The 13,569-nt window shown below is 69.1% G+C and carries 12 protein-coding genes; 2 read left to right on the top strand and 10 right to left on the bottom strand.

Features of this window, described 5'->3' with window-relative positions; genetic code table 11:
- Window positions 1-112: 112 nt before the first annotated feature.
- The 3 genes from ACWDU4_RS12820 to dapB all read right to left on the bottom strand — a co-directional run bounded on the left by ACWDU4_RS12820 (window position 113) and on the right by dapB (window position 1,854).
- Entirely contained in the window at window positions 113-568 is a 456-nt protein-coding gene (locus ACWDU4_RS12820) for a flavodoxin family protein (protein WP_450114284.1), read from the bottom strand.
- Window positions 569-643: 75 nt separating this feature from the next.
- Window positions 644-1,114: a hypothetical protein gene (locus tag ACWDU4_RS12815; protein WP_450114283.1), complete on the bottom strand. Its 471-nt coding sequence runs from the start codon at window positions 1,112-1,114 to the stop codon at window positions 644-646.
- A complete protein-coding gene (dapB, locus tag ACWDU4_RS12810) occupies window positions 1,111-1,854 on the bottom strand; it encodes a 4-hydroxy-tetrahydrodipicolinate reductase (RefSeq protein WP_450114378.1) in 744 nt (247 codons plus the stop codon). Before dapB ends, ACWDU4_RS12815 begins: the two co-directional genes overlap by 4 nt.
- A 302-nt stretch (window positions 1,855-2,156) precedes the next feature.
- On the opposite strand from dapB, the gene ACWDU4_RS12805 reads away from it, so the two are divergent.
- The gene (locus tag ACWDU4_RS12805) at window positions 2,157-2,759 is read left to right on the top strand and encodes a flavin reductase family protein (RefSeq protein ID WP_450114282.1); all 603 of its coding nucleotides are present in this window, start codon (window positions 2,157-2,159) and stop codon (window positions 2,757-2,759) included.
- A gap of 123 nt (window positions 2,760-2,882) precedes the next feature.
- Window positions 2,883-3,533, top strand: a complete 651-nt coding sequence (locus ACWDU4_RS12800) for a hypothetical protein (protein ID WP_450114281.1) — start codon at window positions 2,883-2,885, stop codon at window positions 3,531-3,533.
- Here the strand turns inward: ACWDU4_RS12800 and ACWDU4_RS12795 are convergent.
- From ACWDU4_RS12795 to ACWDU4_RS12765, 7 genes are all read right to left on the bottom strand, one after another.
- Window positions 3,492-3,893 (bottom strand): VanZ family protein, encoded by a 402-nt coding sequence (locus ACWDU4_RS12795; RefSeq protein WP_450114280.1) that lies wholly within the window; start codon window positions 3,891-3,893, stop codon window positions 3,492-3,494. The genes ACWDU4_RS12800 and ACWDU4_RS12795 overlap by 42 nt on opposite strands.
- Window positions 3,893-5,233, bottom strand: a complete 1,341-nt coding sequence (locus tag ACWDU4_RS12790; protein WP_450114279.1) for a M16 family metallopeptidase — start codon at window positions 5,231-5,233, stop codon at window positions 3,893-3,895. The genes ACWDU4_RS12795 and ACWDU4_RS12790 overlap by 1 nt, the downstream gene beginning before the upstream one ends.
- A gap of 88 nt (window positions 5,234-5,321) precedes the next feature.
- Window positions 5,322-6,053: a respiratory nitrate reductase subunit gamma gene (gene narI / locus ACWDU4_RS12785; protein ID WP_450114278.1), complete on the bottom strand. Its 732-nt coding sequence runs from the start codon at window positions 6,051-6,053 to the stop codon at window positions 5,322-5,324.
- A gap of 1 nt (window position 6,054) precedes the next feature.
- Window positions 6,055-6,747, bottom strand: coding sequence for a nitrate reductase molybdenum cofactor assembly chaperone (narJ, locus tag ACWDU4_RS12780; RefSeq protein ID WP_450114277.1), 693 nt, complete (start codon window positions 6,745-6,747; stop codon window positions 6,055-6,057).
- Window positions 6,748-6,760: 13 nt separating this feature from the next.
- Window positions 6,761-8,425 (bottom strand): nitrate reductase subunit beta, encoded by a 1,665-nt coding sequence (gene narH / locus ACWDU4_RS12775; protein ID WP_450114276.1) that lies wholly within the window; start codon window positions 8,423-8,425, stop codon window positions 6,761-6,763.
- 1 nt (window position 8,426) lies between these two features.
- Window positions 8,427-12,116, bottom strand: a complete 3,690-nt coding sequence (locus tag ACWDU4_RS12770; RefSeq protein WP_450114275.1) for a nitrate reductase subunit alpha — start codon at window positions 12,114-12,116, stop codon at window positions 8,427-8,429.
- Between the two features lie 66 nt (window positions 12,117-12,182).
- Window positions 12,183-13,406, bottom strand: a complete 1,224-nt coding sequence (locus ACWDU4_RS12765) for a nitrate/nitrite transporter (RefSeq protein WP_450114274.1) — start codon at window positions 13,404-13,406, stop codon at window positions 12,183-12,185.
- Window positions 13,407-13,569: the final 163 nt, after the last annotated feature.

The following is a 13,569-nucleotide window of genomic DNA, read 5'->3' as shown; positions in this document are numbered from 1 at the left end:
CCCGAAAGGGCGCCCTCGGGCCCGGACCGGTCCGGCGGTCAGCGCCCGCGCCAGGCCCCCGATTCAGCCCGCGAGCGTGACCGCGACGGCGACACCGAGCTCGTAGCGCCGCTCATTCCCCCATCAGACCCGCAGCCACGGTCGCCCCCAGCTCCCAGCACGCCTCGATGTCGGCCTTGCTCGGCTTCCCGGACACCACGACGTCCGCAGCCGCCCTCACCCATCCGAGGCCGGTGGTGATCGAGTCCACCGCGCGTTCGGCGCCCTCCGTTCCCTCGTTCCCGTGGAGGTACAGCCCGAAGGGCCGTCCGCGCGTGGAGTCGAGGATCGGGTAGTAACACATGTCGAACGCGTGCTTGAGGGCACCGCTGATGTAGCCGAGGTTGGCTGGTGATCCGAGGAGGTAGCCGTCCGCTTCCAGCATGTCCGACGGTGTCACCGCGAGCGCTGCCCGCCGGACGACCTCCACGCCCTCGATCTCCGGCGCGGTCGCGCCGGAGACGACCGCCTCGAACATCGCCTGCATGAACGGCGACGGCGTGTGGTGGACGATCAGCAGACGCGGCATTTCTCCGGTACCCCGTAATCTCTTGAATTGGTGCTCGAACTCCCGGACAACCGCCCGGACGATCCCGGTGCGCCGCTAGTTCGCTCCACGCTCGGCCGCTTCGAGCGCCACCGCGCGACGCATCGTCTCGCGCGCCCGCGAGCGGTCGCCGGCGTAGTCGTAGGCGCGGGCCAGCCGGTAGGTGGTGAGCCAGCTGTCGGGGTCGGCCTCCCACTCCGTCTGCACCTGCGCGAACAGCGCGTCCGCGGCGTCCCGCTGGATCCGCCCGGAGGGCATCCTCGGCAGATCGGAGACGTCGAGGTCGCGGCCCTCGTCGCGGGCCCGGGCCACCAGATGCTGGTGCTGGAAGCCGGAACGCACCGTCGAGTAGACCATCCAGACGCCGATGAACGGGAGGACCAGTACCGCAATGCCGAGTACGACGGGGACGGCGCCACCGTCCTGGATCAGGGCGATGCCACGCTGACCGAGCAGCACGAAGTAGAAGGCCAGCGCGACGACGATCGCCGCGATCGCCACGAGGACCTTGGTCGAGGTGCCCTTCACAGGTCCAGCAGGGGGTCGATGCCGACGGTGAGGCCGGGACGGCCCGCGATCTCGCGGACACCGAGCAGCACGCCCGGCACGAACGAGTTCCGGTCGATGGAGTCGTGCCGGATGGTCAGGGTCTCGCCCTGGGTGCCGAGCAGCACCTCCTGGTGCGCGACCAGTCCGGCCAGGCGCACCGAGTGCACCCGGACCCCGTCGACATCCGCGCCTCGTGCGCCGTCGAGTTCGGTGGTGGTCGCGTCGGGGCTCGGTCCCCGCCCGGCCTCGGCGCGGGCTGCCGCGATCAGCGCCGCGGTGCGGTAGGCGGTGCCGGACGGCGCGTCCAGCTTGTTCGGATGGTGCAGTTCGATGACCTCGACGGAGTCGAAGAACCGCGCGGCCTGCTGCGCGAACCGCATCGACAGCACCGCGCCGATCGCGAAGTTCGGAGCGATCAGCACGCCGACCTCGGGCTGCTCGGTGAGCCAGCGCTGCACCTGCGCGAGACGGTCCTCGTCGAAGCCGGTGGTGCCGACGACGGCGTGGATCCGGTTCGCGACGAGGAACTCCAGGTTGCCCATCACAACGTCAGGGTTGGTGAAGTCGACGACCACCTGGGTGCGGGTGTCGACGAACATCTCGATCGGATCGCCCGCGTCGACCTGCGCCACCAGTTCCAGGTCGGGAGCCGCCTCGACGGCCTCGCAGATGGTACGGCCGACCTTGCCCCTGGCACCCAGGACACCGACCCGAATCACCGTCACTTGACCCTCACTCCATCCGATCGTCTTGCACGTCCAGGCAAGCCTACGCAATCGACTCCGGCCCCCGTCGGGCGGACAATGGACGGGCGGAACCTAGGTGAGGAAGTGATCGCAATGCCTTCCGACATGATGTCCTGGTGGCATCAGTTCATGATGTGGATGCATCACATGGGCATGCCCATGATGCCCGGCATGCCGATGATGCCCGGGATGCCGATGATGCCCGGGATGTGACGTCGGGCGGGGGCTGAATCGTCGACCCGCCCACGGGCCGCGCACGGTGGCACGATGTCGGAGTGCGAACGCTCTTCGACCCCGCCGCCACAGCCCCGCACCGGATGTACCAACTCCTCACCGCGTCGGTGGTGCCGCGGCCCGTCGCGTGGGTCTCCACACGCGCGGCCGACGGCACCCCGAACCTGGCGCCCTACAGCTTCTTCACCGTCGCCAGCGCGAATCCGCCTGTCGTGCAGTTCACCTCGGTGACCCGCAAGGACAGCCTCCGCAACATCGAGGCGACGGGCGAGTTCGTGGTGAACCTGGCGCCGGCGCACCTGATCGAGCAGGTCAACGCGAGCTCGGCGATGTTCGACGCCGCGGTCGACGAATTCGACACGGTCGGGGTCACCGCCGAACCGAGCGAGCGGATGGCGGCGCCACGGGTGGCGGAGTCCCCCATCGCGATCGAATGCGAACTCTTCCGGGTGATCGAGGTCGGCGACAGTTTCGTGGTGATGGGATCGGTGCGCGCAATCTCCGTGCGCACCGAGACGCTCGCCGGGGACGGCTTGCCCGACTTCGCAGCGATCGCGCCGGTCAGCCGTCTCGGCCGGATCCAGTGGGGACTGCCGCCGCAGGTCAGGGAGATCCCGCGGCCCGGGCGCCCGGCGGCCTGCTGACTCCGCCGTTCCCGGGCGAGAGGAGGCACGCTACTCGCTGGCTACTCGACTTCGGTCATTCCGGCGTTCCCGACGACCACCCGTGGTTAGGCTGCCCGGCCACGAGACGAAAGGAACCGCCACATGAATGCATCCGTGAGAGTGACCGCGGCCCTGGCCGTGGCAGCGGGATCGATCTTCGCGTTGTCCGGCGCACCCGCCGTCGCCGAAACCGCCGACGAGGGGCAGCGCACCGGCCCGGTGCAGTTCTGGGCGAAGGACCTGGGCAACTGCCAGGCCGAGTTCAACATCGAGAACCAGACGAACGTGACCACCTACACGATCGACTGGCGCATCGACGACGAGGTTCCCGAGGGACGCGACATCGGCCTCGGATTCCCGGTCTGGCGGACCGGCACGCCGAACATGGCCTCGAAGGCGGAGTCGCCGACGTGGCCCGACGAGGTTCCGGAAAACACCGTCGAGAACCGCACCATGGTCTCCGACCGGGCGCCGGTGCTTGCCACCTACGTCCAGGACCTGAAGAACCTCAACGGCGCCTGGAACCCGGCGCTGCCGAACCCGGACGCCGACACGCACAAGATCGACTACCGGATGGTGCTCGGCCCGCCCGGGAACAACGGGCAGACCCCGACCGAGACCCCCGAGTGGATCGGCGACCGGCAGTGGCACTCGATCACCGTCACCGGCTGCAATCCCTCCACCGGCGGTGGCGGTTCGGCCGACTTCGGGTCACTCGATCTCGGTGGCCTGCTGGGACTCTTCGCGTCCTGATCGGGCACCCCCGGACCGTCGGCGGTGGGCCACCCACCACACCAGTGCCAGGCCCACCGCGACGCCGACGACATCGGCGACCCAGTCCCAGATCGATCCGCTGCGATGGATCGGCAGCAGCGCCTGCAGCACCTCCGACACCGCGGCGTACAGCGCGCCGCCGAGCAGCACCCACCCGGCCCGGAACCCGGCGTACCGAGCGGCGACCGCGAGGGCCAGGAACATCAGCAGGTGCGTGACCTTGTCGCTGTTCGGCGGCCCACTCGGCACCGTCGACCCCGGCGAGAACAACATGACCAGGGTGATCACCAGGACGACGAAGAACGGAATCGCCCGGCGTGACCCCAGTTTCGCGAGCATCAGACGATCCCGCGCACCACGGCGGGCAGGTCCCGCGCCCGCTTGTAGGGTCCGACCACGGACGCCGCGAACGGCCGGGTCAGCAGCATCGCCGCGACCTCCCGCACCTCCTCGGTGGTGACGGCGTCGATCCGCCGCAACGTCTCGGTGATGGTGCGGTGGCTGCCGTAGTTCAGTTCCTGGCGGCCGATCCGGTGCATCCGCGAACCCGAATCCTCCAGCCCGAGCACCATTCCCCCGCGGATCGAGCCCTTCGCGCGGGCGCACTCGGCATCGGTGATGCCGTTCGAGGCGACCTGCGCGAGCACCTCCCGGATCAGGGTGGTGACATCCGCGAGGTTCTCCGGCTGGCAGCCCGCGTACACCGAGAACGCCCCCGTGTCGGCGAACGTGTCGACGCTCGAGTAGACCGAGTACGCCAGGCCGCGTTCCTCCCGGATCTCCTGGAACAGCCGCGAGGACAGCCCGCCGCCGACCGCGGTGTTGAGCACCGACAGCGCCCACCGGTGGCCCTCGTGCCGGCCCAGGCCACGCACGCCGACGCAGAGGTGGGCCTGTTCGCTGTCCCGCCGCAGCACGCTGAGCGCAGGCGCCGAACGCGGCCGCAGCCTGCCCTCCCGCCGTGGGGCGGGAACGGCGCCGTCGGTCAGGTGGCCGCCGAACGCCCGGCGCACCAGCTCGACGGTCTCGTCGTGATCGACGTTGCCCGCGACGGCCACCACCATCCGCTCCGGCGTGTACCGGCGGACATGGAACGAGTGCAGTTGGGTGCGCGTCATCGCCTCGATCGACTCGGTGGACCCGATCACCGGCCGGCCGACGGGATGATCGCCGAACAGGGCGGTGAGGAACTCGTCGCCGAGCAGGTCCTCGGGGTCGTCGTCGCGCATCGCGATCTCCTCGAGCACCACCTGGCGCTCGATGTCGACGTCCGCGGACCGGCACTTCCCGCGCAGCACCACGTCGCTGACGATGTCGATCGCCAACGGCAGATCCTCGTCGAGGACGTGCGCGTAGAAGCAGGTGTGCTCGCGGGAGGTGAACGCGTTCAGCTCCCCACCGATCCCGTCGACCACTTGCGCGATGTCGAGCGCGCTGCGGGTGGGGGTTGCCTTGAACAGCAGGTGCTCGAGGAAGTGCGCCGCGCCGGCGACGGACGCCTGCTCGTCGCGCGAACCCACCCCCACCCAGACGCCGACGGACGCCGAGCGCACGCCGGGCATGTGTTCGGTCACCACCCGCAGCCCCCCGGGCAGCACCGTGCGACGCACGGTGGACCGCGGCGTGCGGGTTCGTTTCCTCGGGATCGTGGTGGTGCGACTGCGAGCTGTGGTGGCCATGTAGTGGTTCAGCGGTCCTCGGGAGAAAGTCCGGACGTAGAAGTCCAAACAGTACAGCCGCGTCCACATCCGTCCGAAGGCGGCGCCGTCACCAGCCGCGCCGGTGCGGCTCCGAGCCGACGAGTTCCCCCGGGCGTGCGCCCTCGCGGCTGCGATACACGATGTACGGCCGGAACAGGTACGCGAACGGCGCACTGAAGGCGTGCACGAGCCGGGTGAACGGCCACAGCGCGAACAGGACCAGCGCGATCGTGACGTGGATGTGGAACGACAGCGGCGCCTCCGCCATCAGGTCGCCCCGCGGCTGCAGGATCCAGATCGACCGGAACCACGGCGAGACGGTCTCGCGGTAGTTGTGGGCCTCGTTCCCTTCGAAGGCGCCGATCATCGTGGTCGCGAGCCCGGCGACGATCGCGGCGACGAGCAGGGCGTACATGACCTTGTCGTTGAGGGTGGTGGCGGTGAACACCGGGCCGGTCGTCCGACGCCGGTAGATCAGCAGTGCCACGCCGACCAGGGTGGCGAGGCCGGCGATGACGCCGGGTATCGCCGCACCCCAGTGGTACATGTGCCCACTGATGCCGATCGCCTCGGTCCAGGACTCGGGGATGACGAGGCCGATGACGTGGCCGAGGATCACCACCAGGATGCCGAAGTGGAACAGCGGACTCGCGATCCGCAGCAGCCGGTTCTCGTAGAGCTGGGAGGAGCGGGTGGTCCAGCCGAACTTGTCGTACCGGTATCGCCACCAGGTGCCGATGACCAGGATCGCGAGCGTCACGTACGGGACGACGTCCCAGTAGATCTCCCCGGCGGACATGTCAGTGCGCTCCTTCCGATCGCGGCGAATCACCCGGTTGTCGCCTCGGCGGCACGGTCAGCGTGAACGGCTGCAGGCCGACCGCCTCGGCGGGCGGACCGGTCAGCGCCAGGTCCCGGGCCCGTTTCCGGTCCGGTTCGGTCGCCGGGGGCAGCGTCGCGGCGACCGCGCCGAGCACGTCCGCGTACGGCGACCCCGACTCGCGAAGCGCGAGGTGCAGCATGTCGATCGCGGCCCGATTCGCCGCCAGCAACCGGCCCCCGATGTCGGGGGCGACGGTGGCGGCGAACTCGAGCACCACGGCGAGGTGGTCGGCGGACTCCCCGGTCGGCGGCTCCGCGCCCGCCTCCCGGTAGGCGCGGGCGAAGTTCAGGATCGCCGACCCGCGGTTTCGGGTGTCCCCGTCGGTCCAGTAGGTCAGCAACAACGTGGTCCTGCGGCGCAAGTCGAAGGTGTCGACGTACGCGGTGGCCGCCTCGAGCGGGGGCCGCTCCCGCAGGTGCCGGGCGAGCGCGGCGAGCGGGTCCGCGAGCTCACCGGGCAGGTGGGCGAGCAGCGCGTCGACGGCGGCGAGCCGGTCGTCCTGGCCGTCGTCCGGGTAGGCCAGCAGCAACGACGACGCCTGCCACACCAACCGGTGCCGCTGCACCAGCCGAGCGTTCCCCGAGGAGGTCGGGCGGCGTAGCAGTTTCATCGCACGGTTCCCTTCACCGCCGGGTCCCCTCGCCCGGGAACATGCCGTCCGGCACACCCTTGCCGTCCCAGTTCAGCAGGTTCACCCGCGACGGGTTGCTCGCGTTCGCGCCCATCGCCTCGCTGGTCTGCCGTTGCCGCAGCGCGTGGAACGTCTCCACCGCCACCGGGACCGGACCGCCACTCGCCTCCCCGAACGGCCCCGATCCCTGGTCGTACAGGCCGGGACCGCCCTCGAAGTCGAGCGCGCATTCCGTGACGGTCTCTTCCAGCCCATGCGCCTCCTCGGCATAGGCGGACGGAATCACATACCGCTCTTCGTATTTCGCGAGTGCGAGCAGCCGGTACATCGCGTACATCTGTTCCTCGGTCATTCCGACCGCTGCCGGGATGTGTTCCTGCGGGAGCCGACCGAGGTTGATGTCACGCATGTACGAGCGCATCGCCGCGAGCCTGCGCAGCACCCCGGCGACCACCTCGGTGTCCCCGGCAGCGAGCAGTTCGGCCAGGTACTCGATCGGAATCCGCAGCGATTCCAATGCGCCGAAGAGGTTGCCCACGTCCTCGCCGTCGTGACCGTCGCGGCTGACGGCGTCGACGACCGGTGACAGCGGGGGCACGTACCAGACCATCGGCATGGTCCGGAACTCCGGATGCAGCGGCAGCGCGACCCGGAACTCCTTGATCAGCGCGTGGATCGGCGACCGCTGTGCCGCCTCGATCCAGGTGTCCGGGATGCCTGCGGCGTGCGCGGCGGCGACCACGTGCGGATCGTTCGGATCGAGCAGGGTGTCCAGCTGCGCCTCGTACAGATCCTTGTCGTCCGTCACCGATGCCGCCTCGAGCACCCGGTCGACGTCGTAGAGGATCAGCCCGATGTAGCGCAGCCGCCCGACGCAGGTCTCCGCGCACACCGTCGGCAGGCCCACCTCGACGCGCGGATAGCAGAACGTGCACTTCTCGGCCTTGCCGGTCTTGTGGTTGAAATACACCTTCTTGTACGGACATCCGGACACGCACATTCGCCAGCCGCGGCACTTGTCCTGGTCGACGAGCACGATGCCGTCCTCGGACCGCTTGTACATCGCCCCCGACGGGCAGGACGCGACGCAGGCCGGGTTCAGGCAGTGCTCGCAGATCCGGGGCAGGTAGAACATGAAGGTCTGCTCGAGTTCGAGTGTGACCTGATCGGAGACCTTCTTCAGGATCGGGTCGTCGGCGAGGATCTCCGGTGACCCGCCGAGGTTGTCGTCCCAGTTCGCCGACCACTCCACCTTCATCGGCTTGCCGGTGATCAGGCTGCGGGGCGGAGCCACCGGCATCTGATCACCGAGCGGCGCGTTGGTGAGATTCTCGTAGTCGTAGGTCCACGGCTCGTAGTAGTCCGAGATCTCCGGGAGCTTCGGGTTCGAGAAGATCCGCGACAGCTTCTTGAGCCGGCCGCCGTCGCGCAGACGCAGCCGCCCCCTCGAGTCCCGCACCCAGCCACCGCGCCACCGATCCTGGTCCTCGTAGGTGCGCGGATAGCCCTGCCCCGGCCGGGTTTCGACATTGTTGAACCACACGTACTCGGTGCCGGATCGGTTCGTCCATGCCTGCTTGCACGTCACCGAGCAGGTGTGGCAGCCGATGCACTTGTCGAGGTTCATCACCATCGCGAGCTGTGCCATGACCTTCATGTCAGTACGTCACCTCCTGGCTGCGGCGGCGGACCACCGTCACCTCGTCGCGCTGGTTGCCGGTCGGGCCGAGATAGTTGAACGCCCAAGACGTCTGGGCGTAGCCGCCGGCCAGGTGCGTCGGCTTGATCAGCAGCCGGGTCAGTGAGTTGTGGATGCCGCCCCGGTTGCCGGTGGTCTCGGTTCGGGGCACGTCGATCGTGCGTTCCTGGGCGTGGTGCACGTACACCACTCCCTCGGGCATGCGGTGTGAGACGACGGCCCGGCACACCACCACGCCGTTGCGATTCACGGCCTCGACCCAGTCGTTGTCATGGACCGAGATCTTCGCCGCGTCCGTCGGGCTCATCCACATGGTCGGTCCACCCCGGGACAGCGACAACATGAACAGGTTGTCCTGGTACTCGGAGTGGATGGACCACTTGCTGTGCGGGGTCAGATATCGCACCGTCAGGCCGATCCCCTCCCGCACCTCACCGATGTGCGGCTCGTCGAACAGGCGCGCCATGTCCAGTGGCGGCCGGTAGATCGGCAACTGTTCGCCGAGTTCCTCCATCCAGTCGTGGTCGAGGAAGAAGTGCATCCGTCCGGTCAGGGTGTGGAACGGCTTGAGTTCCTCGATGTTCACCGTGAACGGCGCGTACCGGCGACCGCCGGTCTCGCTGCCCGACCACTCCGGGCTGGTGATCACCGGCACCGGCCGGGCCTGGGTGTCGGCGAACGTGATCCGGCGTTCCTCGCTGCCCTCGGCCAGGTGCACCAGTTGGCGGCCGGTGCGCTGTTCGAGCTGTCGGAACCCCTCCACCGCGAGCCGCCCGTTGGAGGTGCCGGACAACCGCAGCACCGCTTCGCACATCTTCTCCGCGGTGTCGAGTGCCGGACGTCCCGCCGCCGCACCGGAACTCATCACGCCGTGCTGCGCGGCCAGTTCGGCGACCTCCCGGTCGGGATGGAACGTCACCCCCTTGGTCACCAGGCCGGCCTTCTCGACCAGAGGGCCGAGGGCGGACCACTTCTCGGCGATGGCGGTGTAGTCCCGCTCCACCACCACCAGCGGTCCCATCGTCCGGCCGGGCACGGGCACCTCCCCGGTGGTGCGCCAATCCGATTCGGTGCCACCGGGATACGCCATCGCGCCGGGGGTGTCGTGCTGCAGGGTGCCCAGGACGACGTCCGTGCGGGTGCCCAGATGCGTCCGGGCCTGCGCGGAGAACGCCCGAGCGATCGCCGCGAACGCCTCGAAGTCCGACTTCGTCTCCCACGGCGGGTCGATGGCCGCGGTGAACGCGTGGAGGTAGGGGTGCATGTCGGTGCTGGACAGGTCCGGCTTCTCGTACCAGGTGGCCGCCGGCAGCACCACGTCGGACAGCAGGGTCGTGGACGTCATCCGGAAGTCGATCGACATCACCAGGTCCAGCTTGCCTTCGGGTGTCTCGTCCACCCATTCGACGCCGGTTGGCCGCAACTCCTCCCGGGTCGGAGTCGCCTGCAGGTTCGACGTGGTGCCGAGCAGGTGTTTGAGGAAGTACTCGTTTCCCTTGCTCGACGAGCCGAGCAGGTTCGCGCGCCAGATGCTCAGCACCCGCGGCCAGTTGCGCGGGTTGTCGGGGTCGGTGACGGCCAGGTTCAGCTCGCCGGACGCCAGTTGCTCGGTGACGTGCGCGGCGACGTCCTTGCCGACGGCCGTCGCCTCGTCGGCCAGGTCGAGGCTGGAGCGGTCGAACTGCGGGTAGAAGGGCGTCCAGCCCATCGCGACCGCGGAAGCCATCACGTCCATCGTGTGCCGCCCGGCGAATCGGCCGCGGCCGGTGGGGCTGGCCAGGGCGTCGGCGCGGTAGCCGTCGTAGCGCCACTGGTCGGTGTGCGCGTACCAGTAGGAGGTGCCCGCCATCTGACGCGGGGGCCTGCTCCAGTCGGTGCCCATCGCGACGGTCGCCCACCCGGTGACCGGCCGGCACTTCTCCTGGCCCACGTAGTGCGCCCAGCCACCGCCGTTGCGGCCCATCGACCCCGTCAGCAGCAGCAGGCTCAGGATGGCCCGGTAGGTGGCGTCGCCGTGGAACCACTGGCAGATGCCGGCGCCCATGATGATCATCGACCGGCCCCCGGACTCGACCGCGTTGGTCGCGAACTCGCGCGCGATCCGGATCACCTGTGCCGCGGACACTCCCGTGATCGGTTCCTGCCACGCCGGCGTGTACGGCGACGTGTGGTCGTCGTAGCCGGTCGGCCACTGTCCGGGCAGGCCCGGTCGCGCCACCCCGTACTGGGCGAGCATCAGGTCGAACACCGTGCACACGCGGTGCCCCGCCACGGTGCGGACCGGTACGCCGCGTTCGACGGTCTCGCCGCGGCCGTCGACGGTGTCGAAGCGCGGGAACGTCACCGTCGCGACCTCGCTCTGCTGCGCGTGGGCGACGGTCAGGGACGGGACCAGGTCGCCGAGGTCGAGGTTCCACTTGCCGACACCCTCGTCCCCGAACCGGAACCCGAGCGATCCGTGCGGCACGGCGGGCGCGTCGGTGGCGCCGTCGACGATCACCGGCTTGAAGGCGGCGTTCTCGACGCTCTCCCCCAGATCCGCTGCGGTGAGCGTCTTTCCGGGGACGAGCCGCCCGTCGCGTTCCTCGAGCTTGATCAGGAACGGCAGGTCCGTGTAGCGGCGCACGTAGTCGACGAAGAACGGCTCCCGCGCCTTGACGAAGAACTCGGACAGGATCACGTGCCCCATCGCCATCGCCATCGCGCCGTCGGTGCCCGCCGCACACGGCATCCACTCGTCGGCGAACTTGGTGTTGTCGGCGTAATCCGGGCTGACGGCGACAACCTTGGTGCCGCGGTAGCGGACCTCCGCCATCCAGTGCGCATCCGGTGTCCGGGTGACGGGGACGTTCGAGCCCCACATCAGCAGGTAGCTCGCGTCCCACCAGTCCCCCGACTCCGGGACGTCGGTCTGGTCCCCGAACACCTGCGGCGATGCAACGGGCAGGTCGGCGTACCAGTCGTAGAACGAGGTCATGACCCCGCCGAGCAGTTCGACGAACCGGGAACCGGCCGCGAAAGAGATCATCGACATCGCCGGGATGGGCGAGAACCCGGCGATCCGGTCCGGGCCGTACTCCTTGATGGTGTGCACGTGCGCGGCCGCGATCATCTCAGTTGCCTCGTCCCAGTTCACCCGGACCAGGCCGCCCTTGCCGCGGGCCCGCTGGTACCGCCTGCGCCGTTCCGGATCGTTCTGGATCTCCGCCCACGCCAGCACCGGGTCCTTCAGGCGGGCCTTCGCCTCCCGGTACATCTCGACGAGGACGCCGCGCACGTACGGGTACCGCACGCGGGTCGGCGAATAGGTGTACCAGGAGAAGGCCGCACCACGCGGGCAGCCCCGCGGCTCGTACTCCGGCCGGTCGGGACCGACGGACGGGTAGTCGGTTTCCTGGGTCTCCCAGGTGATGATTCCGTCCTTGACGTAGATCTTCCACGAGCACGATCCGGTGCAGTTCACGCCATGGGTGGAACGAACGACCTTGTCGTGGCTCCACCGGTCGCGGTAGAAGATGTCGCCTTCCCGGCCGCCCTCGCGGCTGACGGTCCGGCGGTCCGCCGAGAACGTGCCGGGAGTGAAGAATCGGCCGCTGCGCAGCAGCACGTCCTCCACCGCACCTCCGGTGCTCGACCCGCTGGACGTCACGTCGCCTCCTCTGTGCCGTCGGCGCCCACTGCCTCCGGCACCGCCGCTGATTCTCGAATCGTGCGTCTATCCCGCTGTCGTGCTTGCCTTCTCGGGTTCCCGGGCGTGCAGCTTGAGCGCGGTGTACAGGAAGGCGGCTCCGGCGGTCACCGCCAGCAGCAGCAGTCCCACGGTGTAGTTGTTGTCCTCTTCGTTGTAGGTCGCGCCCATCACGAGCGGCGGGAAGTAGCCGCCGAGGCCGCCCGCCGCGGCGACGATTCCGGTGACACTGCCGACGCTCTTCGCCGGTGACCGCCGTGCCACCCACGCGAACACGCCGCCGGTCCCGATGCCGAGGAAGATCGCCAGGGAGATGAAGGTGACCGCCGCCCAGAAGTCCGGCGGGGGCTGGAACGTCGCCACCACCGCCAGGGCCGCGGTGCCCGCGAGGGACACCAGCACGACCCACTTCGGTGCGATCCGGTCCGACAGCGATCCACCGATCGGACGGGCGATCACCGCGGCCAGCGCGAACGCGGCGGTACGCGTGCCCGCGTCGACCGCCGAGAAGTCGTAGATCGTCTTGATGTACGTCGGCAGGTAGTTGCTGAACGCCACGAAGCCGCCGAACACGATCGCGTAGAGGAACGACATCTCCCATGTCACACCGAGTTTCGCGGCGGCGGTGAGCTTGGGGACCACCGGTTCCTCGTTCGGCGTGAACGCCGGCGAGTCCCTCATCAGCACCACGCAGAGGCCCGCGGTGGCCGCGAGCGCGACGGCGACGATGACGTGGGTCGGAACCAGCCCGAACCAGCGCACGAATCGAGGGGTGAAGAACGCCGACAGGGCCGTGCCCACCATCCCGGCCCCGAACACGCCGGTGGCGAAGCCGTGCCTGCTCGCCTCGTACCAGGACTTCGCGAACGGGATGCCGATCGCGAACACCGTGCCCGCCACGCCGAGGAGGAACCCGGACACCAGCAGCATCACGTACGAGTCGGCCTCGGCGGAGAACCCGACGGCGAGCACGGGAACGATGGAGGCGAGCGCGACGAAGATGAACAGCGCCCGACCGCCGAAGCGATCCGTGAGCGGTCCGGTGACGATCCGGCCGAGTGATCCGACCAGGATGGGCGTCGCGACCAGCATCGACGCCTGCGAGCTGCTCAGTTCCAGCCGGTCGGCGTAGGTGGTGGACATCGGGCCGATCATGTTCCAGGCCCAGAAACAGATGGTCGACGTCCAGGTCGCGAGAACCAAGTTCCGGGCCTGGGCGGACTTGTCGAAAACAGGAGCACCTGTGTTCACGCGTTCAGCAAACCACCGCTCTCAGCGGTTCGCAGCGCGAAACAGTCACCTCGAAGGCAACTTTCCGGTCACGGCGCCGGAAACGCCGGGGGGGCCCCCCCCCCCGCCGGCGGGGGGGCCCCCGGGGTTATCGTATGGCTCATCTAAAGGGTATCTGTTAATT

It is taken from the genome of Rhodococcus sp. NPDC003348 (assembly GCF_053589375.1).
Note: the sequence above shows the minus strand (reverse complement) of the source record. Positions and strands in the feature narration are given on the sequence as shown.

Excerpts from the sequence above, each read along its gene's own strand:
- ACWDU4_RS12795 (WP_450114280.1), bottom strand. The coding sequence starts at position 3,893 with ATGCTCGCGAAACTGGGGTCACGCCGGGCGATTCCGTTCTTCGTCGTC.
- ACWDU4_RS12800 (WP_450114281.1), top strand. The coding sequence starts at position 2,883 with ATGAATGCATCCGTGAGAGTGACCGCGGCCCTGGCCGTGGCAGCGGGA.
- narH (WP_450114276.1), bottom strand. The coding sequence starts at position 8,425 with ATGAAGGTCATGGCACAGCTCGCGATGGTGATGAACCTCGACAAGTGC.
- ACWDU4_RS12790 (WP_450114279.1), bottom strand. The coding sequence starts at position 5,233 with ATGGCCACCACAGCTCGCAGTCGCACCACCACGATCCCGAGGAAACGA.
- ACWDU4_RS12820 (WP_450114284.1), bottom strand. The coding sequence starts at position 568 with ATGCCGCGTCTGCTGATCGTCCACCACACGCCGTCGCCGTTCATGCAG.
- narI (WP_450114278.1), bottom strand. The coding sequence starts at position 6,053 with ATGTCCGCCGGGGAGATCTACTGGGACGTCGTCCCGTACGTGACGCTC.
- narJ (WP_450114277.1), bottom strand. The coding sequence starts at position 6,747 with ATGAAACTGCTACGCCGCCCGACCTCCTCGGGGAACGCTCGGCTGGTG.